The sequence below is a fragment of the Microbulbifer sp. SE14 genome (genome assembly GCF_059834885.1).
In genome coordinates, this window is the sequence record NZ_JCBAJA010000024.1 from 35,100 (window position 1) to 57,298 (window position 22,199).

Consider the following 22,199-nt stretch of genomic DNA (forward strand, 5'->3'; position numbering starts at 1 on the left):
GAGGGTTGATCAACGGTAGTCTGACCATCTCGCGTTTTTAATCAGTACCAGTTGGAGGTTTTATGTTGAGGCCAATCGTCAGCGGGCTCCTGCTCTGCATTGCCGTCACAGTGGCGCAGTCCCTGTCGGCGGCGCCGGCAGGGCCGCGCCTTTACGCCATGGACTGCGGAAGTCTGAAGCTGGAAAGCATGGCGCTGTTCGAGGACACGGGTGAGTACGCCGGCGTGGGTGGCAGCATGACGGTGCCCTGCTTCCTGATCCGGCACCCGCGGGGTGACCTGATCTGGGACACCGGGCTGGGAGACAGGCTGGCGGGGCAGGGCGGGGTGGAAATAGCCCCGGGCATTACCGCGCGCATACCGGTCACCCTGCGTACACAGTTGCAGCAGCTGGAACTGGCACCGGCGGATATCGAGTTCGTGTCCTTCTCGCACTTTCATTTCGATCACACCGGCAACGCGTCGCAGTTTGCGGATTCCACCTTCCTGCTCAACCGCCGCGGGCTGGAATGGGCGCTGGGCTCGCCGACGCCCTTTGGCGTCGACCCGGGCGGCCTGAAAGTTTTAGACGAGGCGGATAAACAGCTGCTCGACCTGGATCGCGATGTCTTCGGCGATGGCTCTGTGCGCATACTGCGCGCGCCCGGTCACACGCCCGGCCACCAAGTGCTGATGCTGCGACTGGCCAATGCCGGTACCCTGCTTCTGTCCGGTGATCTCTACCACACCCGCGCCAATTTTCGCCACGCGCGGATCCCGGCGATCAACACCAGCCGGGCGGAGACGCTCGCCTCTTTCGAGCGCATCGGCAAGCTGATCGAAAAACACGGGGCCAGGTTGGTGATCCAGCACGCACCGGAGGATTTTGCCGCGCTGCCGGAATTCCCCGCCTACCTGGACTAAACCGATTCGGCGAATCGTCGCCGGTAGGCGGCGGGGGAGGTGTGCAACTGCTCGCGAAAGTGGTGGCGCAGGTTTTCCGCGGAGCCGAAGCCGGATTCGGCCGCTATCTGTTCGACGGAGCGGCTGCTGGCCTCCAGCAGATTGCGCGCGCGGTTGATGCGCTCGCGCAGTATCCACTGCTTGGGGGCGCAGCCGACGGTTTCGTGGAAGCGGCGGATCAGGGTGCGCTGGCTCATATTCGCGCGCCGGGCCAGGGTGTCGATGCTCAGTTCCCGGTGCAGGTTGCGGCGCGTCCAGTCGAAGAGCGCGGATATTTCCGCACGCTTCTCCGGCAGCGGCGCCTCCACAAATTGCGCCTGGCCGCCGTCCCGGTGTGGCGGTATCACCAGCCGCCGCGCCACCTGGTTGGCGACGCGCGCACCGAAATCCCTGCGCACTATATGCAGGCACAGGTCCAGGCCCGCGGCGCTGCCGGCGGAGGTGAGCAGGTCGCCCTCGTCCACATAGAGCACTTCCGCCTGCACTTGAATATCGGGATAGGCCGCAGCCAGCTGCTGTGCGTAGCGCCAGTGGGTGGTGGCGCGGCGCCCGGAAAGCAGGCCGGTTGCCGCCAGCACGAACACGCCGGAGCAGATGGAAACCAGCCGCGCGCCGGCCCCGAGGGCGTCGCGCAGCGCCTGCCGCAGTTCCGCCGGCACCGGCACATCGATGCCTTTCCAGCCGGGCACGACGATTGTGCCGGCACTCCTCAGATCCTCCAGGCCGCCATCGGCCAGCACCCGGATACCGCCGGTGGCCCTGAGCGGGCCCGGCTCCGCGGCGCAGACGCGGAAGTCGTACCACTGGGCCATCTCTGGGCGCGGCAGGCCGAACACCTCCACCGCCACGCCGAATTCGAAGGTGCACAGGCCGTCGTAGGCCACCAGGGCGACAGAATGATTGTCGGACATGGGCAGGTCTCCAAAAGCGGGTTGGCAGAAATTATACGAACCTTGGCAAAATTGCCAGTTACCGATGGCGGGTCGAATACCGACAATTCACGCACAGCAATCAACACAAGGACCCAGCCATGACCGACCCAGTCGCCAATTCACCCAGCACCACCGTCAGCAAGACCCCGGCCGCAAATGCCGCCGAGGCCGCGGCCCACTTCGCCGCCAGGTTATCGTTTGAGACCGACTGCGCGGACGTCTGGTACGCGATGAATCACCAGCAGCAGGACTTTGTGCTGGTGGATGTGCGCATGGAGACGCTCTTCGCCGCCGGCCACCTGCCCGGGGCCGTCAATATCCCTACGCGGAAGCTCACCCCGGCGCGCCTGGCGGAATTTCCCGCGGACGCACTGTTTGTCGTCTACTGCGCCGGGCCCCACTGCAACGGCTCCACCAAGGCGGCACTGAAACTGGCCCAACTGGGACGACCGGTGAAGGAGATGATCGGCGGGGTTACCGGCTGGATCGACGAGGGCTTCGGCCTGGCCCGCGGCTGAGAATCAGTGGAAATAGAAATCAGGCCGGCGACGCCGGCCGACATTCCGCAGCTGCTGCCGCTGATCGCCGAACACGCAGCCTTCGAGGCGGCCTCTTTCTGCGCCGACGCGCAGCTCCCGGAGCGGCTGGCGGCCGCCGCTTTCGGCGCAGGGCCGCGGGTGCACCTGTGGCTGGCAGCGGATGCGGAAAATCTCTTTGGCTACGCCGCGGCCAGCCGCGAGTTCAGTACCTGGACCGCTGCGGAATATCTGCACCTGGATTGCCTCTATGTGTGCGAGGCCCGGCGTGGAATGGGTATTGGCCGGCGACTGCTGGACAGTGTTGTAGCGGAGGCTCGCAGGTCGGGGCTGGTGGAGATGCAGTGGCAGACTCCTGCATGGAACAAACGCGCCATTGATTTTTACCGGCGCCTCGGCGCAAGGGCGCTGGAAAAACGGCGTTTTTATCTGGATGTTTCAGTTAGCGACAGACAATCCGTGTCCATCGCGTATTCCGCAGAAGATTGATCGCTAATCCTGCACGGACACCGGCGAGAAAAACCGCAGGTCCATTTCCTCCGCCAGCAATTCTTCCGCGCGGCCGAGGAAATCCCTCAGGTAGGGCGTCTCGAAGTGCAGGTCCAGGTCACGCCGGGAGCGCCAGTTCTCGTACAGCATCCACAGCGCCGGGTCCTCGTCGGAGCGGTGCAGGTCGTAGTCGATGCAGCCGGGCTCCTCCCGGGTCGGAGCCACCAGCGCCTGCAGGCGCCGGCCGAGTTCCTCCTCCATACCCGCCTTGGCGCGGATAAGGGCCACCAGGGTCAATGGTTTTTCCATGGTTTTTCCTTTTTAAGCGATGGTGTAACCGCCGTCGGCGACTAGGCCGTGGCCGGAAATAAACGAGGCGTCGTCGGAGGCGAGGAAGGCGACTATCTTCGCCATTTCCTCGGGGGCCCCCGCACGCCCGGCGACGCTGGCGCGGGCGAACTCCTGCATGGCTTCCGCCGAGGGCCAGATGCGGCCGGGCATTGCCGTATCGATAACCCCGGGGCAGAGCGCATTGACGCGCACGCCGCTCTGGAACCACTCGATCGCCGCGGTCTTGGTCATACCCAGTACCGCGTGTTTGGTGGCGATATAGAGGGCGCCGTTCTCGAAGCCGATCAGGCCGCCCATGGAAGCGTTATTGATAATGGTGCCGCTGCCCCGCTCCAGCATTACTTTGCCGGCGTGTTTCATCATCAGGAAGACGCCGCGCACATTGGGTTCGAACACCTGGTCGTAGGTCTCGGCGGTCTGCTCCAGCAGCGGGGCGAAGACGCCCTCGGTGCCGGCGTTGTTGAACAGGATATCGATGCTGCCGTATTCGGCCAGGGTGGCCGCCACCAGCCGTTCGATATCGCTTTCGCGGCAGGTATCGGTGCGCACCGCCAGCGCCTCGCCGCCGCCTTCGCGGATTTCCGCCACCAGTTGTTCCAGCTCCGGTTCGCGGCGCGCGGCCACGGCCACCCTGGCGCCGCGTTCGGCCAGCTCCAGCGCGCTGGCGCGGCCTATGCCGGAGCTGGCGCCGGTGACTATGGCCACGCGGCCCTGCAGGCTGCGCGGGGGGGTTGAGGTTGCACTGTTCATTGGACTGCTCCTTGCGAGTGATTGGTATTGGGGCCCGGCGGCCCGTGCAGTCGAAGGTTAGGGATTGCGATTAAGTGGAAAAACAGCAACTATCTTTATTCACTATTAAGAAAAACTTACTAATCTGCCTATGCTTACGGACAGCCTGCAGGCCTTTGCCTGCGTCGCCCGCCACGCCAGCTTCACCCGAGCCGCGGCGGAACTGGAGGTATCCCCCTCGGCGCTGAGCCAGTCGATGCGCCAGTTGGAGGCGCGCCTCGGCACCCGCCTGCTGCAGCGCACCACCCGGCGGGTGGGACTGACCGAGGCCGGGTGTGAATTCCTGCAGCGCATAGCGCCGGCCCTGGGGGAGATAGAGGCGGCGGTGGAGCAGCTGCACGAACGGGGCGGCCAGCCATCCGGTACACTGCGTATTGCCGCGCCGCGTCTCGCAGTACCGCACCTGCTGGAACCGGCGCTCGCCGATTTCGCCCGCGCCTACCCGCAGACCCGCGTGGAAATCCTGGTGGAGGACACATTGACCGACCTGGTGAGCCGCGGCTTCGACGCCGGCATCCGCCTGGGGGAAGCGCTGGAGCAGGATATGGTGGCGCTGCCGGTGAGCCGGCCACTGCGCTGGCTGGTGGTGGCCAGCCCGCAATACCTGGCCTGCCGCGGTGCGCCAGATCAGCCGCAGGACCTGCTGCAACACGAATGCATTCGCTACCGCTACACTGGCAGCGGCGCCGTGGAGCGCTGGGATTTCGAGCGGCGCGGGCACCGCTGCCAGATCGCCGTGGAGGGGCCCCTGACCAGCAATGACAACGACCTGTTGCTGCGAGCGGTGCTGGACGGCCTCGGGTTGGGCTTCCTGCTGGAGGACGCGGTGCGCGAGCACCTGGAGGCGGGCCGGCTGCAATCGGTACTGGAAGACTGGTCCCCCGCCTCGCCGGGCTTCTACCTCTACTATCCGTCCCGCCGGCATCTGCCGGCCAAGCTGCGGGTGTTTGCCGATTTTCTGCGCGCGCGGGTTTGAAAGCGGGTGGGGAGAGAGGAGGGCTCCTGCGAAAATTTTTAATAGCCCCTGTCGATTGGCGGAGCACCCCCGCGACCAGGTTACGCAAACTTCTTTAAACCTGGTTACATCGAGGAAACACCATGTCCAGAAAAATGTTCGTCAACCTGCCCGTCGCCGACCTGGGTAAATCCATCGAGTTCTTCTCCCGGCTCGGTTTCGAGTTCAATCCCCAGTTCACCGACGACACCGCCACCTGTATGGTTGTCAGCGACAGCAACTTTGTCATGCTGCTCACCCGCGACAAGTTCAGCGGCTTTACGCCGGGGCTGGAGATCTGCGACACGGACAAGAGCACCGAGGTGCTGGTCTGCCTGTCCGCCGAAAGCCGCGTGGAGGTCGACGAACTGATCGACAAGGCCGTTGCCGCGGGTGGCGGCATTTTCAGGGAGACACAGGACTACGGCTTTATGTACGGCCGCGCCTTCCGCGACCTGGACGGGCATATCTGGGAGCTGGTGTGGATGGATATGGCCGCGTTTGCACAGCAGGGCGGCTGACAGCCATCATCGAATGGCGCCCGACAGCGAAACCCTGCCGGGCCGCATTCTCAGCTTCCAGGGACCCAGCCGAGGCTGAGCACGTACCTGGTGCCAACTTGCACTTCGCTGACGGCGCGCTCCGCTATATCCGAGCGCCAGAGCTTCACTTTCTTTGCCCCCTTCAATCCGCTATTTGCCCAGCCGCTCGCGCAGAAACTCCACAAACCGCCGCACCCGCACCGGCCGCGGCCCGCCGCCCGGGTAGACTGCGTTCAGCGGTGCCGAGCTGCCCCTCCAGTCCGTGAGCGCCGGCTCCAGCCGGCCGGCCTCGATATCCCTGCGCACATCCAGTTCGCTCTTGTAGGCGAGGCCCGCGCCGTCCAGTGCCCATTCCCGCACCAGGGCGCCGTCGTCGCAGGTGCGGTCGCCGCTCACCTCGACCACCAGGGTCTCGCGTTTGCGCTGGAAGGACCAGCGGCGGTAGGCGCCGCCGCTGCTGAAATAGATCAGGCAATTGTGGCTGAGCAGGTCCTGCGGGTGCTGCGGGTGGCCGCGCCGCTTGAAATAGGCCGGGCTGCCCACCACCAGGCGGCGGTTGTCCAGCAGCCGCCGTGCCACCAGCGCCGAATCCGGCAGTTCGCCGTAGCGCAGTGCCAGGTCCAGGGGTTCCGACACCAGGTCGCGCAGCGTGTCGCCGGACAGCAGGGTGAAGCGCACCTGTGGGTGCAGGGCCTGGAACTCATCCATCAGCGGGCGCAGCCACTGGCGGGCGAAGTCCACCGGCGCGGTCAGGCGTATCTCGCCGCTGACGTCCGCGCAGTCGCGGTGCACCGACTGCCGGGCGTCCTCCAGCAGCGCCAGCCCCGGCTCCACCCGCTCGCGGAACAGCAGGCCCTCGGGAGTCAGGCGCAGGCTGCGGGTGTTGCGCTCCACCAGCCGCACCTGCAGCTCCTCTTCCAGCCGCTTCAGGCTGGCGCTGGCCGCCGCCGGGGTGCGCTCCAGGCTGCGTGCGGCGGCGCTGAGCGAACCCAGGCGGGCGGCTTCCACGAACAGGCGCAGGTCGTTCAGATTTGGCATTTTCAAATACTGTTTAAAAGTGTTTTATAGGAAATGCCAATTATCGGCAGCGCCTCGCGACACCACAATAGTGCCCGCCGAGTATTGTTAGAAAGGAGGCAGGTAATGATCGAAGTAATCAATAAGGCGCTGCAGGTGCTGATTATTGTGACTTCCCACGGGGAGATGGGCCCCGGCGGCGAGCGCACGGGCGTGTGGCTGGATGAACTGGCGGTGCCCTATATGGAACTGCAACAGGCGGGGATACAGGTGCGGGTGGTTTCCGTCGCGGGCGGCGAACTGCCGGTGGACCCACGCAGCCTGAGTCCGCGCGGCGAAAACCCTCCGCAGGTGGAAAAATTCCTGGATGACCCGGAGGCGCAGCGCGCGCTGAAATCCAGCCGCGCGCTGGCGGAGGTGGACTGGCAGTCCTTCGACGCAGTCTTCTTCCCCGGCGGCCACGGCACCATGTGGGATTTGCCGCAGAATCCGCTGGTGGGGCGCATAGTGGCGGAGTTCCTGGCTGCCAATAAACCGGTGGCCGCCGTCTGCCACGGACCGGTGGCACTGGTCGGCGCGCGCGATGCGGACGGCAAACCGGTGGTGGCCGGGCGCACCCTCAGCGCTTTCACCGACAGTGAGGAGCGTGCCGCCGGCTTTATGGGCGTGGTGCCTTTCGCGCTCGAGAGCCGTCTGCGCGAACTGGGCGCGACGGTGAAAACCGGCCCCGACTTCGAGCCCTTTGCCCTACGCGACGGCCTGCTGATAACCGGCCAGAATCCGGCCTCGTCGGAGAAGGTGGCGCAGCTGCTGCTGGAAGCGCTGGCGGAGCGGGCGCAATGAACTGTTCCGCAACTGCAACCGGTTCACTGCGCCTGCCGCTGGCGCTGCTGGCACTCACCGCCGGCGCCTTCGGTATCGGCGTCACCGAGTTTGTGATTATGGGCCTGCTGCTGGAGGTGAGCGCGGATCTCGCGGTTTCCATTCCGGCGGCGGGCATGCTGATCTCCGGTTATGCACTGGGTGTGGTCGTGGGTGCGCCGGTGATGACCGCGCTCACTGCGCGCTGGCCGCGCAAGCTGACGCTGCTGGTGCTGATGGGGATCTTCACCCTGGGCAACGCCGCCTGTGCGTTGGCGCCCAACTACGAAATTCTGATGCTGGCGCGGGTGGTGACCGCTTTCGCCCACGGCACCTTCTTCGGGGTTGGCTCAATTGTCGCCACCGGACTAGTGGCGGTGGATCGGAAGGCTTCAGCCATTGCGATCATGTTCACCGGGCTCACGGTGGCGAACATTCTCGGCGTGCCCTTCGGTACCTGGCTCGGGCAGGCGTTCGGCTGGCGCGCCACCTTCTGGGCGGTGACTCTGGTGGGGCTGGTGGCGCTGCCGGTGATCGCGGCCTTCGTGCCGCGGGATCACTCGGCACCCGCCGCCGCAGACTGGCGCGCGGACCTGCGCGCCCTGGCGCGGGCGCCAGTTTTGCTGGGGCTCTTGACTACGGTGCTGGGCTTCGGCGGTGTGTTCGCAGTGTTCACCTATATCGCGCCCATCCTCACGCAAGTCAGCGGATTCGATGAGGCCGCGGTGTCGCCGATCCTGCTGGTGTTCGGTGCCGGGTTGATCGCCGGCAACCTGCTCGGCGGGCGCCTCGCCGACCGCCGGCTGGTGCCGACCGTTCTCGGTAGCCTGTTGCTGCTGGCGGTGGTGCTCGGGCTGATGACCTTCGCCGTGCACAGCAAAATTACCGCGGTGATCTTCGTCGGCCTGCTGGGCGCCGCTGCCTTTGTCACAGTGCCGCCGTTGCAGATGTGGGTGCTCTCCAAGGCCGAGGGCGCGGGCCAGAGCCTCGCCTCCAGTTTCAATATCGCCGCTTTCAATCTGGGCAACGCCATCGGTGCCTGGCTGGGCGGCTATGTGATCGATCTGGGTTTGGGGCTGGCCGCGCTCACTTGGGTGGCGGCGCTGGTACCGCTGGCCGCGACTGCCACCGCGCTGCTGAGCCTGCGCCTGGAAAAGGCCGGGAAACATTCTGAAATGGAGATGCGCGCGGCCCATCCGTGTGGATAAATGTAAAACGGGAGTTTGTTATGAACATCGATCTATCCGGCAAGACCGCCATAGTGACCGGTTCCACCCTGGGCATCGGCTTCGCCATTGCCCGCGGCCTGGCCAAGCGGGTGGCGGGCAGCGGTGTGACCGTCAACGCGGTGCTGCCGGGGCCGACCCTGTCCGAGGGGGTGGAGGAGATGCTGCGGGAGGACGCGGAAAAGTCCGGCCAGTCGATCGGGGAGGTGGGGGTGGCCTTCGTCAAGGAGCAGCGGCCCAGTTCCATACTCCAGCGCCCGGCGACGGTGGAGGAGGTGGCGAATATGGTGGTCTATGTGGCCTCACCCCTGGCCTCGGCCACCACCGGCGCGGCCCTGCGGGTGGACGGCGGCGCGGTGGACACCATCGCCTGATGGCGACAGTAGTGGAGAACAGCGAATGGAATTCAATCGACAGGGCGCACCGCGCAATTGGTTCTTTTGTCTGCTCCTGGCCTGGACGGTTCTTGCTGTGCCGTTGGCGCAGGCCGCCGGGGAAAGCGAGCGCAACTGGGTTGCCACCTGGTCTGCCAGCCCGCAGCCGTTGTGGGGCGGCGATTTTGCGCTGCCGACCAATGCGCCCTTCCACCTCTGGAACCAGACACTGCGCCAGGTGGCGCGGATCAGTATCGGCGGCGAGCGGGTGAGGGTGGTGCTGTCCAACAAGTACGGCTCCCGGCCACTGCGGATAGACGCCGCGCAGCTGGCGCTGTCCGGAGGCGAATCGGAAATCGTGCCCGGTTCCAACCGCGCGCTGACTTTTTCCGGCGAGAAACAACTGCTTATTCCGCAGGGTGCGGAGGTGATCAGCGATCCGGTAGACCTGGCGGTGGCGCCGCTGCAGCAGCTTGCGGTCAGCCTCTTCCTGCCGGAGCCGACGCCGCCGGAGACCTTCCACTGGGACGGCCTGCAGACCGCCTATATCGGCGCCGGCAACCAGGTGGATAAGCGGGAAATGGAGGTGCAAGACACCACCAACACGCGAATTTTCCTGAGCGGCATACTGGTGGACACCGCCGGGAAAGCGCGGGCCGTGGCGGCCTTCGGCGATTCCGTTACCGACGGCAATACCTCCAGCCTGAACAGCAACCATCGCTGGCCGGATTTCCTCGCCGCGCGCCTGGCGGAGGAAGATATCGCGGTGGTCAACGCGGGCATCTCCGGCGCGCGCCTGCTCGCCAGCCTGATGGGTGAAAACGCTCTGGCCCGCTTCGAGCGGGATGTGCTGGGCCAGCCGGGTGTGGAAACCGTTATCGTGCTGATGGGTATCAACGATATCGGCTGGCCGGGCTCGGCGCTGGCTCCGGACAAAAAGCTGCCGTCGGCGGAGCAATTGATCGCCGTTTATCGCCAGCTGATCGCGCGGGCGCATATTCGTGGCGTGCGCATTGTCGGCGCCACCCTGACGCCTTTCGAGGGCGCACTGGACCAGACCCCGATGGCCGGCTACTACTCCGCGGAAAAGGAAAAGCTGCGGCAGGCGGTGAATCGCTGGATTCGCGGCTCCGGGGAGTTCGATGCGGTGGTCGATTTCGATGCGGTTGTCAGGGACCCGCAGCGCCCGTCCCGCTTCCTTCCCGCCTACGATTCCGGCGACCATCTGCACCCGGGAGACAAGGGCTATGAGGCGATGGCGGATGCGGTCGATCCGCGGCTGCTGTAACCAAATTGTCAGCAGCTTCCAATACTGCAAATTTCTTTCCGCAATCGAGCAACTCATCCCCCTGTTTTGATTGCGGGGGTTGATGACAAGCTGGCACAGATATCGCAATGTTATGAATGGCGGTCACTCTTCCGCTGTTTTTTCCACCAGATGTAAGGAAACCCCAGATGTCCTCCCCCGCAATTCCCGTAGCCGTCGCCGAGGGGCGCGCGGTTCCCGCTTCCCGTTCCGGGTTGGCCGAATTCGCCCTGGCCCTGGGCGGTTTCGGTATCGGGACCAGCGAATTCGTGATCATGGGCCTGCTGAACCGCGTGGCCACGGACCTGAATGTGACCGCGCCGGATGTGGGCTACGCGATCAGCAGCTACGCCCTGGGGGTGGTGGTGGGTGCGCCGATTATTTCCGTGTTGGCCGCGCGGGCGCCCCGGCGCGCGCTGCTGATCGTGCTGATGATCGTCTTCGCCCTGGGTAATATCGCCAGTGCCTTTGCACCGGGCTTCTGGTCCTTCGTGGCGCTGCGCTTTGTCGCCGGCCTGCCCCACGGGGCCTATTTCGGCGTGGCCGCGCTGGTGGCCGCGGCGGCGGTGCAACCGCAGCAGCGGGCGCGGGCGGTGGCACGGGTGATGAGCGGGCTGACGGTGGCGATACTGATCGGCGCGCCGCTGGGCACCTGGGCGGGCAACCTGTTCGGCTGGCAGCTGGCCTTCACTGCGGTCGGCGCCATAGCGCTGCTCACCGCGCTGCTGGTGTGGCGCTTCGTGCCGGTACAGCCGCGGGATCCGGAGGCCAGCCCGCTGCGGGAGCTGTCGGCGCTGGCGAAGCACCAAGTGCTGTTTACCCTGGGCATTGCCGGCGTCGGCTTCGGCGGTATGTTCGCGATTTTCAGCTATGTGATGCCGACCCTCACCGAGCAGGCGGGCATGGCCGAATCCCTCGGTCCGCTGGTGCTGGCGCTGTTCGGGCTGGGCGGCATTTTCGGCAACCTGATCGGTGCGCGGGTGGCGGACTGGAACCTGCTGCGGGCGATTCCGCTGATCCTGGTCTGGTGCGCCGCAGTGCAGGGGCTCTTCTTTTTCGCCGCCAATTCCGCGTGGCTGGGGCTGCTTTTCGTCGGGCTGGTGGGCACCAGCATGGCCCTGGGCGCGCCGCTGCAGACCCGGCTGATGGACGTGGCCGAGGGCGGCCAGACCCTCGCCGCCTCCCTCAACCACGCCGCCTTCAACCTGGCCAATGCCCTGGGTGCCTGGCTGGCCGGGGTGACGGTGAAGGCGGGCTTCATCTGGTCCTCCACCGGACTGGTGGGCGCGGTACTGGCCGCCGGCGGCCTGCTGGTTTTTTTTGCCGGGCGCTGGGTGGAAAGGCGCAGTGAGGATTAGCCGTCCGGTTAAGCTCCCAGCTGATGGATGGTGCGCAGATTTTCCAACACTTTTGTTAGGCGGTTGGGGATACCGAAGTCCCGCAGATTCAACCCTTCTTCAACGGTCATGGCCGTCAAAAATTCCACCATGTCCTGCTTAATAGACTCCGCCATATCAATCTGTTGGGTGGGGGCGGGCAAGACAGACAAGCGAAACACATCATTGCGATGCTTTTAATGGCTTTACTGTCAACAGACTGGCCTCCATTTTTATGGCTGGTGGGGTCAAGTCAGGCCCTGGCCTTAAAGGGCAGGATAAACTCTGCGCCCAACACCGGAATGTCGTCGATCACGATCTTGCCGTTCTGGATGCACTGGTGATAATCATCATAGAGCAAGAGCCTCGGTGAGTATGGTATCCGCGACTATGGTAGGGGCGCTCCAGTTAATATCTTAATGATTGCACACTAACATTAAGAGTCCGCTGGACCAGGACATCCTCGTAGTGGGAGCGGTTGAAAATCGTGATCGGCCAGCCGAATCCGCACATCAGCTCATTCCGCGTCTCGGTCTCAATCTCCTGATCCGGGCTCCCCGAGGAGACGGATGAGGTGTTCATTGTCATAGAAGGCAGCCTGGACATCGAGTTCAGGGATGGGATAGTGACCTTGGAGGTGGGGGAAAGGTTCGTGGTTCCCAAGGGCAAGGAGCACGGGCCTGTTGCAGGGAGTGAATGCAGGATTATGCTAGTGGAGCCGAGAGGTATCGTGAATACCGCCTGGAGGGAAAGCGGCGGTGGGCGAGGTCAGATCTGCCGAACAGTGCCATGTCGCCTTTGCCCGCTACCGAGAACGATCGATAAAACTAAAAGAGGAGAATTGAGTGATCTCTGTCAGAGAAGCAACCGGGACTGATATCGATGCTGTATACGACTTGATCCTGGCTATAGCGCGGTACCACGATCAGGAGCAATACGTTGTAACAGACAGGGCTGAGCTAGAAGAATCCGGGTTTGGTCCCTCGCCAAAGTTCGGGATTCTGCTGGCGGAAATAGACGGGGAGGTGGCGGGATATCTTTCTTACACCTGGAATTACTCGATCTGGCTCGGTTCTTCTTATATGAATATCGATGATGTCTTCGTATGGGAGAGATTTCGTGGGAAAAGGGCCGGTGAAGCATTGATGCACAAAGCCAGGGAAATCTGCGGGGCCCGCGGCCTTCATCGATTGAGGTGGGAAGTACAACAGGATAATCACCAGGCCATCAGCTTCTATAGGCGCCTCGGTGCCGAAATAGACATTAAAGGCGTCTGCCGCTGGGGGGTGGAGTAGGGTTTTTAACTCAAGTTTCGGAGTTCACATCGAGGGCAGGAAGACTGCGGGTGGCACAGTGGGAGGCCCTGCTGCCGGTGGCCACCTGGCAAATATTTACCGATGAGGTTTTTTTCCAGGTGGCCACCGGCAGCAGGGCCGCTCGAAGGCTCTTCCCTTCCGGCCTGGCAACACCTGTGAACTCCGAAACTTGAGTTTTAACCTGGTGCCGCACCGGACAGACCTGTGCAGTCTGGAGTAAAAAGCCCTTAAACCCGGCGCAGTTCTATCAATCCCGCACAACGCGAATTCAGAAACCGGCCAGCACCGACTTGCCGATACTGCGCCCGCTCTCCTGGGCCGCGTGGGCCCGGCGCAGGTTGGCGGCATTGATGGTGCCGAACTCCTCCTTCAGCGTGGTCTTCAGCACACCGGCGTCCACCAGTGCGGCCACCTCGCTCAGCAGGCGGTGCTGCTCTGCCATATCCGCCGTCTGGTAAACCGGTCGCGCGAACATAAATTCCCAGTGCACCGACAGGCACTTGCTCTTGAAAGGCTTGATATCCAGCGTGGCCGGGTCGTCGATCACCGCCATGGCGCCCTGGGGGGCGAGCAGCTCGACGATGGCCGGCAGGTGCTGGTCGGTGCCGGTGAGGGAGGCCACATAGCGCACCTGGGGAATGCCGATCCGTTTTAGTTCCTCGTTTAATGGCTCGCGGTGATTGACCACATGGTGGGCACCCATCGCCTTGCACCAGGCGACAGTCTCCGGGCGCGAGGCGGTGGCGATGACCGTCAGGCCGGTCAGGCGCGCGGCTAGCTGGGTCAGTATCGAGCCGACGCCGCCGGCGCCGTTGATAATCAGCAGGGCGTCATCCTGAGTCTTTACACCGTAGGGGACGCGCAGGCGATCGAACAGCAGCTCCCAGGCGGTGATGGCGGTCAGCGGCAGCGCGGCGGCCTCGGCGAAGGACAGGGAATCCGGTTTGCGCGCGGCGATGCGCTCGTCCACCAGCTGGTATTCGCTGTTGCTGCCGGGCCTGTCGATAGCGCCGGCGTAGAAGACCTGATCGCCCTTTTTGAACAGCGTCACTTCCGGGCCCACCGCCTCGACGGTGCCGGCGGCATCGAAGCCGAGAATGCGCGCGTTGCCCTCCGGCGGCGTGGCGCCGGCGCGCACCTTGGTGTCCACCGGGTTGACGGACACCGCCTCCACCTTGACCAGGATGTCCCGCAAACCGGGGGACGGCAGTGGCAGTTCCAGGTCGAGCAGGGACTCCTCGTCGTCGACGGGCAGGGGTTTGTAGTAGCCAATGGCTTTCATCTGGGTTGCTCCTCTTTCTGTAGCAATCATTTTGTTGAGAAATAACTACTCACGCCCCCTGTCGCCAGTGAGAAAATCTTGGGCGGCCCTGCTGCCGGTGGCCATTTGGGAAAAGCCTCATTGGTCTGTCCACCGGCCGCAGGCGCTTTTCCCAAATGGCCCCCGGCATCAGGGCCTTGGCATTGGACTCTGGCATCCTTTTCCGAGTCCGGGGGTGACTAGTGACGTTGATAAAAGCTTAGGGGCTTGCCGAAAAGAAGAGAAACGAATAGTTTTAATTGGATTGATTCGTTTTGTAACTAGGTGGGCGACCATGCGCTATCCGGACCTGGAGATAGACCTGCTGCGGGCCTTTGTCGCCGTGGCCGAGAGCGGCGGCTTTACCGCCGCCGCCGAGGTGGTGGGGCGCTCCCAGTCCGCAGTGAGCCAGAAGATACTGCGCCTGGAGGAGAGTGTCGGCCGGCGCCTGTTCGAGCGCAGCAGCCGCTCCCTGAACCTGACCGGCGACGGTGAACAGCTGCTGGTGGCGGCGCGGCGGATACTGGAACTGAACGACGCCTCGGTGCGCGAACTGCTGGAGCCGGCGGCGGTGGGCAGCCTGAGCCTCGGGGTGGCCGAGGATTTTATTCCGCAGCAGCTGCCTGGGGTGCTGGCGCGCTTCCGCCGCCTCTATCCCGCCGTGCACCTGGAGTTGAAGACCGGCATGAGCTGCGAACTCCTGGCCGCCTACGAGGCCGGGGACCTGGACGCGGTGATCGCCAAGCGGGACGGCGAGGCCAAGCGCGGCCGGGTCATCTGGCGCGAGCCGCTGGTGTGGATGGCGGCCGCGGATTTTGAGGCGGACTTCGGCGAGCCGCTGCCGCTGGTGCTGCTGCCGCCGCCCTGCACCTATCGCGAGGTGATGACCGGGGCCCTGGACTCGCTGCGCCGCGACTGGTACCCGGCCTGCACCGCCAGCAGCCTGATGGGCATCCAGGCGGCGGTGGCCGGCGGCCTCGGCGTCACGGTTCTCGGCCGCGCCTTCGTGCGCGAGGGGCTGAAGGAACTGCGCGTACCGGAGCACTGGCCGCCGCTGCCGATGACCGAGATAGTGTTGATCGGCGAGGATACCGCCCAGGCGGAGCTGGTGCGGCCGCTGGCCGCCTTCCTCACCGAGAGTCTGTCCGCCGCTGTGGTTTAGGCCGGGTAGCCGATGCCGAGATTACCCCCACCGCCATCAGCCCCACTTCATTTCACCCTTGGCGCCGATTTGCAGGGTGATCGGGAAAAGCAAAACCACCGTCAATAAGAATCGCTTCGCGAGCGCCGCTGAGCAGTCCCGGCGCGCGGAAGAAACCCTTCTCACCGGCCGGGAAATGCTTCCAGTTCAGGCTGGTTTCCGCAGCCAGGGCACCCCCTCTACCGATATAAGGTCGCTGCAACGCCGGCTGCGGTACCCAACAAAAACTTCCCGCCCCTGAACCGCACTTTACGCCTCGATCAGCCCGCGCTCTGAGAAAACCTCCCGGGCCGCAAAGGCGCCGTTCAATGCGGCCGGGAAACCCGCGTAGACGGCCATTTGAACAATGACCTCTATGACTTCCTGCGGAGTACAGCCCACATTCAGAGCTCCGTGGATATGCACCTTCAGCTGCGGCGCCGCATTGCCCAGGGCAGTCAGCGCGGCGACGGTGGCGATCTCTCGCGATTTGAGATCCAGCCCGGGCCGACTGTAGATATCCCCGAAGGGAAATTCGATGGTGTAGCGCCCCAGGTCCGGGGCGATACTCTTCAGGGACTCGATAACCCGCTCGCCCGCCTCCCCGTCTATTTCCCTGAGTTTTTCCCAGCCCCGTTTGAAGCGCTCATCGTTGTCTGCGTTCATGTTTTCCTCCCGAGAAAATAAAGAACAGCTGGGCAGGGCGCAGTGGCCGCAGGCCGCTGCAGCCAGCAGCCCGGCCGTGTGGAGAAAACCCCTTCTGGCCCGGTTGCCTGGGGCTGGACTTCTGTTTTGCACTGGCCTTTGCTCCTGCCGACAGGTTCAGCGGCAGCCTAGGGGTTGGAGTGGACTCTAAGTCAAGGGCGTTTTATGCCCGCCTGTCGCGGATTCGTAGAGGACGATTTTTTCACGGAGCTTTTCCAGGTGGCGCTGCTGTTCGGCGAGGTTTTCTTCCAGTGTGGCGGCGTGTTCTTCCAGAAGCCGCTGGCGCTCTTCCAGAGTCGATTCACCCTCTTCCCTCAGGTCTGCATAGCGGTGGATCTGCTCCAGGGGCATGCCGGTTTCCTTCAGCCGCTGCACAAAGCCGATCCAGGCGATGTCTTTTTCGGAAAAGTCGCGGTGGCCGTTGGGCAGGCGTTGGATATCCCGCAGCAGGCCGATCTTTTCGTAATAGCGGACGGTGTGCGGACTGATGCCTGCGCGCCTGGCAAATTCCTTAACATTCATACGGTTTCTCTCCCGGTTGCCATGGGGGGTGAGAATAGGGAATACAAAACGGCAGGACTACCGTTTTGCACAGCCGAAGGCTGCCCGCAGGGTGAGGGCCATGGATGGCCCGAATGAAAAAAGCCGGCACAAGGCCGGCGGGGAAAGAAGACTCCGAAAAGCGCGTCGGGGTCGTCAGGCGAGAGCCAGTTTGGGCGGCTCGCCGGCGGCGACAACCTCCTCCGGCTCGGCTTGCGAGCGTCGCTCGCTCGCGATCAGCGAGTAGAACACCGGCACCACGAACAGGGTGAACAGTGTGCCCAGCACCATACCGGTGACCAGCACCGTGCCGATGCTGTTGCGCGCCTCGGCGCCGGGGCCGGACACCAGCACCAGCGGCAGGTGGCCGAACACTGTGGCGGCGGAGGTCATCAGCACCGGGCGCAGGCGGGTCAGGGAGGCCTCGCGCAGCGCCGCCATCTTGGCCAGGCCGCGGGCCTGCAGGGTATTGGCGAACTCGACGATCAGTATGCCGTTCTTGGCGATCAGGCCCACCAGGGTGATCAGCCCCACCTGCGAATAGATGTTGAGGGTGGTGAAGTCCAGGAAGGTGAACAGCAGCGCGCCGGAGATGGCCAGGGGCACCGAGCCCAGCAGTACGATCAGCGGGTCGCGGAAGCTCTGGAACTGGGCCGAGAGCACCAGGTAAATCAGCAGCACCGCGAAGCCCAGGGTGGCGGACAGGGTGCCGCCCTCCTGGCGGATCTGGCGCGACTCGCCGGCGTGGTCGATGGCCGCCAGGGCGCCGCCGGCGCTGTGGGCCGCCTCCTCCAGCACCCGCAGTCCCTCCTCCTTGGTTACGCCGGGATTGACGCCGCCGAAGATGCGCACCGCGTTGCGCTGCTGGAAGCGGTGCAGGGCGCGCGGCGCCGTCTCCGTCTCTATGCGGGTGAAGGAGGACACCGGCACCAGCTCGCCGCCGGGCCCGCGGATCTTCAGGTCCAGCAGCGGCGACAATGTGGCCCTGTCCTCGTCCCCCAGCTGCGGTATCACCTTGTAGCTGCGGTCGTAGTAGTTGAAGCGGTTCACGTAGCCGCCGCCGAGCAGGGTACCCAGTTCGCGGGCCACACCGGCCAGGTCCAGGCCCAGGTCGGCCACCCGCTCCCGGTCCAGCACCACCCGCGCCTCGGGCAGGTCGATCTTCAGGTCGCTGTCCACGTAGAGGAACTTGCCGCTGGCCCAGCCGGCGTTCATCACCTGCTGGGCCAGGGCCTGCATTTCCTCCAGGGGCGCGTCGCTGAGCAGCACCATCTCCACGTCGTACATGCCCGGCGTCGGCAGGGGCGCGTCCAGGCTGGGGAAGACGCGCAGCCCCGGTATCTGGGATACGGCGGCGTAGACGTCGCCGAACATCTCCGCGGTGGAGCGCTCGCGCTCTTTCCAGTCCTTGGCCACCAGGCCGCCGAAGCCGCCCCAGGCCGCGGTCAGCGACCAGGTGAATTCGGTCTCCGGCAGGGCGGTGATGGCCCCGGCCACAGCCTGGGAGTGGCGGTTGCTGGCGGCCAGGGTGGAGTCCGGCGCAGCCTCGAAGAAGAGGCTGATATGGCTCTGGTCCTCCACCGGCGCCAGCTCCTTCTTGGAGAAGTGGTGCAGCGGCCAGGCGGCCGCGGTCACCATCAGCGCCGTCGCCACCACCGCCCAGCGCATGGACAGGGCGGAATCCAATGCGCGGGCGTAGAGGCGACTCACCGCATCGAAGATGCGGTTGACGCGCACGGTCAGCCAGGCCTCCTTGCCGTGGGGGTGCACGAAGCGCGAACTCATCACCGGCGACAGGGTCAGGGCCACGAAACCGGACACCACCACTGCGGCGGCCAGGGTGATGGCGAACTCCAGGAAGAGGGCGCCGGTCAGTCCGCCCTGGAAGGCGATGGGGGTATAGACGGTGGCCAGGGTGATGGTCATCGCGATCACCGGCCCGCGCAGTTCGCGCGCGCCGGCCAGCGCCGCCGCGATCCGCGATTTGCCCTCGCGCACATGCCGCTCGACGTTCTCCACCACGACGATGGCGTCGTCCACCACCAGGCCCACCGACAACACTATGGCCAGCAGGCTCAGCAGGTTGAGGCTGAAGCCGGCCATGTACATCACCAGTCCGGCGCCCACCAGCGACACCGGCATGGCGATCAGCGGCACCAGCGCGGTGCGGATGGAACCCATGAACAGGTAGACTACCAGGCCGACGATCAGGATGGTTTCAATCAGGGTCTTGTTGATTTCCTTCAGGGCGTCGCGCATGAACATGGTGCCGTCCCACACCAGGCGCATCTCCACGTCCTGGGGCAGGGTCGGGCGGATACGCTCCATCTCGTCCTTCAGGCGCTGCGCCACCTCCAGCTCGTTGGAGCCCACCAGCGGCCAGACGCCCAGGTAGACGTTTTCCTGGGTGTTGTACTTGGCCACCATCTCCGCCTCTTCGGCGCCCAGCTCCACCCGGGCCACGTCGCGCAGGCGCACCGTGGCGCCCTCGCGCTCGGCGACAATCAGGTTGGCGAACTCCTCCACCGAGCGCAGGTCGGTGTTGGCCAGCAGGTTGACCTGCACCCAGTCGCCCTTGGTGCGGCCCACGGCGGCCAGGTAGTTGTTGCGCTGCAGGGCGGCGTGCACGTCGCCGGGGGAGAGGTTCAGCGCCGCCAGCCGGTCCGGGTCTATCCACACCCGCATGGCCAGCTGCTGCGCGCCCTCGAAGGTCACCCGCTGCACGCCCTCCAGGGTCGCCAGTTGTGGCTGCAGGGTGCGCGACAGCCAGTCGGTCAGCGCCGGTACGTCGCGTTCGGAGGAGGTGAAGCCGAGGTAGAAGGTGGCGTAGGGGCGGTCGGCGCGCTGCACTTCCACCACCGGTGGCTCAGCTTCCGCCGGCAGCTCGGAGCGCACCTGCTGCAGGCGCGCGGTGACCTCGGCCAGGGCCGCGGTGCTGTTGTGGTTCAGTTTCAGGTGCACGGTGACGGTGCTGACGCCGGCGCGGCTGGTGGAGTCGATATGGTCCACGCCGCTGATGGCGGCGACGGCGCGCTCAATCGGCGTGGTCAGGAAACCGCGCACCGTTTCGGCGCTGGCGCCTGTGTAGACGGTGGTTACCACCACCGAGGAACTCTCCAGGGTCGGGTACTGCTGCACCGGCAGGGACGACAGGGCCCGCCAGCCGACCACCAGCAACAGCAGGTTGGCCACCAGTGCCAGCACCGGGTGGCGGATAAAGACATCGGTAAACGCACGCATGGTAAATCTTCCTTAATCCTTTGGGATCTGCTGCCTAGAGGCTGCCGGCGCCGGTGGTGCTCCCGGTGCTGGCCAGCTGTTCGGCCGCAACGGACACCAGCACGCCGTCGTAGAGTTTGAAGGAGCCGGTCGCCGCGACCTGCTCTCCGGTTTCCAGGCCGTGCTCGATCACCACGCTGTCCCCCAGCACCGCGCCGGCCTGCACCAGGCGCTGGCGGGCGCGGCTGTTGCCGTTTGCGTCCTGCTCGATCACGAAGACGCGGTCGCCCTCGGGCCCGCGGCGCAGCGCGCTCACCGGCACGGTGACCGCCGGGCGGCTTGGGCCCACCGGCACCCGCACCTGTACCGAGGCGCCCGGTGCGGGTGTGCGTTCCGCGCCGCCGATGCGCGCGCGCACCGCAGCGTTGCGCGTCTCCGGATCGACGCGGGCATCCAGGGCGACGATGGTGGCGCCGGCCGGCTGCGCGGTGGCGCCTGCGAGGATCTCCACCGCATCCCCCTCGCGCAGCTGCTGCGCCACCTGTTGGGCCACGGTGAAGTCCACGTGCACGCCGTCGCCCACGCCCTGCAGGGTGGTCAGCAGCGTGCCCTGGTCCAGGTACTGGCCCGGGTGCAGGTCGGCGATGCCGACCCGGGCGCGGAAGGGGGCGCGGATGGTCTTGCGCGCTATCACGGCCCGGGCGCGGCGGATGCCGGCCTGGGCCACATCCAGCTCCGCCCTGGCGCGGTCCAGCTCGTCCTGGGACACGGCGCCGCTCTCGCGCAGCCGCGACAGGCGCCGGTAGACGGTGTCGGCCAACTGGGCCTGGGCCCGGCTGGCCGCCAGCTCCGCCTCTTCCACCGACACATCGAGGGCCACCAGCACGGTGCCGGCCTCGACGATTTCACCGGGACTCAGGTTCACACGGCTCACTGTGCCGGGCAGTTCGTTGCGCAGACTGACCGAGCGCAGGGCCAGCACGGTGCCGACGGCGGTGGTGGTGGGTTGCTGCTGGCGCGCCTCTGCCGCCACCGCAGTGACGGTTTCCATCGGCTCCGGCTGGGCGGCGGAGGCCGCCTCGGCCCGCTGCAGGGCGCCGTATTTCCAGGTGCCGAGCAGGGCCCCGGTGCCGATGACCGCAGCCAGCAGGGCCAGCGGCGCTATGGGGGGGCGACGATTCATGACGAAACTCCTTCTTCACTTGGCGGGGGGCGGGCCCGACCTTGACTTGAGAGGCGGGTCCCGCAAGAATGTGACGATACCGTTCGGTAACATTCCGGATGTTACTGACCGGTCACTCTCGGGTCAACAGGGTCATGTCATGTGTGCAGCAAAAAATAATGAAATCGCCGCCCCCGAAGTTCGCCGCTCGGCGCGGGACCGCATCTTCGAGGCGGCCAAGGATCTCTTCTATCGCTACGGCATCCGCGCGGTGGGGGTGGAGAGCATCGCCTGCGAGGCCGACGCCACCAAGATGACCCTCTACCGCAATTTCAATTCCAAGGACGAACTGGTCGCGGCCTGCATGCGCGATCACGACCGTGATTTCTGGGCCTGGTGGGACAGTGTCGTGGCGCCACACGCCGGGAATCCGAGGGCGCAGTTGATGGCGCTGATGGCGGCCTTCAGCCACCAGTGCGATGCGCAGCCGCGGGGTTGTCCCATGGCCAATGCCGTGGTCGAGTTGCACGAGGAGGATCACCCCGGGCGTGCGGTGATCGTGGAGAACAAAATCCGTATTCGCGAGCGGTTGCGCGGGCTGTGCCGGGAAATAGAGGCGCGCGATCCCGACACCCTGGCGGATGCCCTCTACCTGCTGGTCGAGGGGGCCTATATTTCCCTGCTCACGCTGAAAGGCGGCGACGCCCCCGCCGAGATGTTGCCGCGCATCGCCGAGACGCTGATCGAAGCGCACGTCGAGAAATAACTTCCCCATCTCACAAAAAAAAGCCGGCACGGGGCCGGCGAGGGAAGCAGACGTCGAAAGGAGAGACGCGCAAAAACTGCTTGGGAGTTGACAGGGCGAAGCGCCCCGGCGGACGAATGGCGGTTCTGGCACCGGGGCGCTTCTTGAACTTCTGTATTCTTTCCTGATTTCGTTGTTCGCCTGCAAGCAGGCTCCTACAGGGTGCTTCGTAGGAGCCTGCTTGCAGGCGACCAAATCGCTTGGAGCGATTTGGCGCAGCGAAGCTGCCCGAAGGGCC

24 protein-coding genes are annotated in these 22,199 nt (G+C 65.1%); 14 read left to right on the forward strand and 10 right to left on the reverse strand.

What is annotated here, in order from left to right:
- Window positions 1-62: 62 nt before the first annotated feature.
- Window positions 63-902, forward strand: a complete 840-nt coding sequence (locus tag AC6R19_RS16250; protein WP_500580896.1) for an N-acyl homoserine lactonase family protein — start codon at window positions 63-65, stop codon at window positions 900-902.
- On the opposite strand, the gene ftrA is transcribed toward AC6R19_RS16250, so the two are convergent.
- Window positions 899-1,852: a transcriptional regulator FtrA gene (ftrA, locus tag AC6R19_RS16255; RefSeq protein ID WP_500580897.1), complete on the reverse strand. Its 954-nt coding sequence runs from the start codon at window positions 1,850-1,852 to the stop codon at window positions 899-901. The two genes, AC6R19_RS16250 and ftrA, sit on opposite strands and share 4 nt — an antisense overlap.
- A gap of 119 nt (window positions 1,853-1,971) precedes the next feature.
- On the opposite strand from ftrA, the gene AC6R19_RS16260 reads away from it, so the two are divergent.
- Both AC6R19_RS16260 and AC6R19_RS16265 read left to right on the forward strand, forming a co-directional pair.
- On the forward strand, window positions 1,972-2,391 hold the full coding sequence (locus AC6R19_RS16260) for a rhodanese-like domain-containing protein (protein ID WP_500580898.1): 420 nt from the start codon (window positions 1,972-1,974) through the stop codon (window positions 2,389-2,391).
- Between the two features lie 6 nt (window positions 2,392-2,397).
- The gene (locus tag AC6R19_RS16265) at window positions 2,398-2,898 is read left to right on the forward strand and encodes a GNAT family N-acetyltransferase (protein ID WP_500580899.1); all 501 of its coding nucleotides are present in this window, start codon (window positions 2,398-2,400) and stop codon (window positions 2,896-2,898) included.
- Between the two features lie 3 nt (window positions 2,899-2,901).
- On the opposite strand, the gene AC6R19_RS16270 is transcribed toward AC6R19_RS16265, so the two are convergent.
- Window positions 2,902-3,207, reverse strand: a complete 306-nt coding sequence (locus tag AC6R19_RS16270; protein WP_500580900.1) for a putative quinol monooxygenase — start codon at window positions 3,205-3,207, stop codon at window positions 2,902-2,904.
- A gap of 12 nt (window positions 3,208-3,219) precedes the next feature.
- Window positions 3,220-3,999 (reverse strand): SDR family NAD(P)-dependent oxidoreductase, encoded by a 780-nt coding sequence (locus AC6R19_RS16275; protein ID WP_500580901.1) that lies wholly within the window; start codon window positions 3,997-3,999, stop codon window positions 3,220-3,222.
- Window positions 4,000-4,129: 130 nt separating this feature from the next.
- Here AC6R19_RS16275 and AC6R19_RS16280 point away from each other — a divergent pair, with 130 nt between their 5' ends.
- Together AC6R19_RS16280 and AC6R19_RS16285 are read left to right on the forward strand one after the other, a co-directional pair.
- Window positions 4,130-5,014 carry a LysR family transcriptional regulator gene (locus AC6R19_RS16280; RefSeq protein WP_500580903.1) on the forward strand — a complete coding sequence of 295 codons (885 nt, stop codon included), beginning with the start codon at window positions 4,130-4,132 and terminating at the stop codon, window positions 5,012-5,014.
- Window positions 5,015-5,136: 122 nt separating this feature from the next.
- Window positions 5,137-5,553 carry a VOC family protein gene (locus AC6R19_RS16285; protein WP_500580904.1) on the forward strand — a complete coding sequence of 139 codons (417 nt, stop codon included), beginning with the start codon at window positions 5,137-5,139 and terminating at the stop codon, window positions 5,551-5,553.
- Between the two features lie 171 nt (window positions 5,554-5,724).
- Here AC6R19_RS16285 and AC6R19_RS16290 read toward each other — a convergent pair whose 3' ends face one another.
- Window positions 5,725-6,612 (reverse strand): LysR family transcriptional regulator, encoded by an 888-nt coding sequence (locus AC6R19_RS16290; RefSeq protein WP_500580905.1) that lies wholly within the window; start codon window positions 6,610-6,612, stop codon window positions 5,725-5,727.
- 105 nt (window positions 6,613-6,717) lie between these two features.
- Here AC6R19_RS16290 and AC6R19_RS16295 point away from each other — a divergent pair, with 105 nt between their 5' ends.
- From AC6R19_RS16295 to AC6R19_RS16315, 5 genes are all read left to right on the forward strand, one after another.
- Window positions 6,718-7,434: a type 1 glutamine amidotransferase domain-containing protein gene (locus AC6R19_RS16295; RefSeq protein ID WP_500580907.1), complete on the forward strand. Its 717-nt coding sequence runs from the start codon at window positions 6,718-6,720 to the stop codon at window positions 7,432-7,434.
- Window positions 7,431-8,660 (forward strand): MFS transporter, encoded by a 1,230-nt coding sequence (locus AC6R19_RS16300; RefSeq protein WP_500580908.1) that lies wholly within the window; start codon window positions 7,431-7,433, stop codon window positions 8,658-8,660. The genes AC6R19_RS16295 and AC6R19_RS16300 overlap by 4 nt, the downstream gene beginning before the upstream one ends.
- A gap of 20 nt (window positions 8,661-8,680) precedes the next feature.
- Window positions 8,681-9,052, forward strand: coding sequence for an SDR family oxidoreductase (locus AC6R19_RS16305; RefSeq protein ID WP_500580910.1), 372 nt, complete (start codon window positions 8,681-8,683; stop codon window positions 9,050-9,052).
- Window positions 9,053-9,077: 25 nt separating this feature from the next.
- Window positions 9,078-10,340 carry an SGNH/GDSL hydrolase family protein gene (locus tag AC6R19_RS16310; protein ID WP_500580911.1) on the forward strand — a complete coding sequence of 421 codons (1,263 nt, stop codon included), beginning with the start codon at window positions 9,078-9,080 and terminating at the stop codon, window positions 10,338-10,340.
- 167 nt (window positions 10,341-10,507) lie between these two features.
- The gene (locus tag AC6R19_RS16315) at window positions 10,508-11,716 is read left to right on the forward strand and encodes an MFS transporter (RefSeq protein WP_500580912.1); all 1,209 of its coding nucleotides are present in this window, start codon (window positions 10,508-10,510) and stop codon (window positions 11,714-11,716) included.
- 8 nt (window positions 11,717-11,724) lie between these two features.
- Here the strand turns inward: AC6R19_RS16315 and AC6R19_RS16320 are convergent, their stop codons facing one another.
- On the reverse strand, window positions 11,725-11,871 hold the full coding sequence (locus AC6R19_RS16320; RefSeq protein WP_500580913.1) for a hypothetical protein: 147 nt from the start codon (window positions 11,869-11,871) through the stop codon (window positions 11,725-11,727).
- 437 nt (window positions 11,872-12,308) lie between these two features.
- On the opposite strand from AC6R19_RS16320, the gene AC6R19_RS16325 reads away from it, so the two are divergent.
- On the forward strand, window positions 12,309-12,611 hold the full coding sequence (locus tag AC6R19_RS16325; protein ID WP_500580914.1) for a cupin domain-containing protein: 303 nt from the start codon (window positions 12,309-12,311) through the stop codon (window positions 12,609-12,611).
- Complete coding sequence (locus AC6R19_RS16330; RefSeq protein WP_500580916.1) at window positions 12,580-13,029, forward strand: GNAT family N-acetyltransferase; 450 nt, start codon at window positions 12,580-12,582, stop codon at window positions 13,027-13,029. Before AC6R19_RS16325 ends, AC6R19_RS16330 begins: the two co-directional genes overlap by 32 nt.
- Window positions 13,030-13,318: 289 nt before the next feature.
- On the opposite strand, the gene AC6R19_RS16335 is transcribed toward AC6R19_RS16330, so the two are convergent.
- Window positions 13,319-14,332, reverse strand: a complete 1,014-nt coding sequence (locus AC6R19_RS16335) for a zinc-binding alcohol dehydrogenase family protein (RefSeq protein WP_500580917.1) — start codon at window positions 14,330-14,332, stop codon at window positions 13,319-13,321.
- A 313-nt stretch (window positions 14,333-14,645) separates the two neighbouring features.
- On the opposite strand from AC6R19_RS16335, the gene AC6R19_RS16340 reads away from it, so the two are divergent.
- Window positions 14,646-15,512 carry a LysR substrate-binding domain-containing protein gene (locus AC6R19_RS16340; RefSeq protein ID WP_500580919.1) on the forward strand — a complete coding sequence of 289 codons (867 nt, stop codon included), beginning with the start codon at window positions 14,646-14,648 and terminating at the stop codon, window positions 15,510-15,512.
- Between the two features lie 288 nt (window positions 15,513-15,800).
- On the opposite strand, the gene AC6R19_RS16345 is transcribed toward AC6R19_RS16340, so the two are convergent.
- The 4 genes from AC6R19_RS16345 to AC6R19_RS16360 form a co-directional block, all read right to left on the reverse strand.
- Window positions 15,801-16,196, reverse strand: coding sequence for a carboxymuconolactone decarboxylase family protein (locus AC6R19_RS16345; protein ID WP_500580920.1), 396 nt, complete (start codon window positions 16,194-16,196; stop codon window positions 15,801-15,803).
- 186 nt (window positions 16,197-16,382) lie between these two features.
- Window positions 16,383-16,757 (reverse strand): MerR family transcriptional regulator, encoded by a 375-nt coding sequence (locus AC6R19_RS16350; RefSeq protein ID WP_500580921.1) that lies wholly within the window; start codon window positions 16,755-16,757, stop codon window positions 16,383-16,385.
- A 174-nt stretch (window positions 16,758-16,931) separates the two neighbouring features.
- Entirely contained in the window at window positions 16,932-20,015 is a 3,084-nt protein-coding gene (locus AC6R19_RS16355; protein WP_500580922.1) for an efflux RND transporter permease subunit, read from the reverse strand.
- 34 nt (window positions 20,016-20,049) lie between these two features.
- Window positions 20,050-21,177: an efflux RND transporter periplasmic adaptor subunit gene (locus AC6R19_RS16360; RefSeq protein ID WP_500580923.1), complete on the reverse strand. Its 1,128-nt coding sequence runs from the start codon at window positions 21,175-21,177 to the stop codon at window positions 20,050-20,052.
- A 139-nt stretch (window positions 21,178-21,316) separates the two neighbouring features.
- Here AC6R19_RS16360 and AC6R19_RS16365 point away from each other — a divergent pair, with 139 nt between their 5' ends.
- Window positions 21,317-21,922 (forward strand): TetR/AcrR family transcriptional regulator, encoded by a 606-nt coding sequence (locus tag AC6R19_RS16365; protein ID WP_500580924.1) that lies wholly within the window; start codon window positions 21,317-21,319, stop codon window positions 21,920-21,922.
- Window positions 21,923-22,199 lie beyond the last annotated feature (277 nt).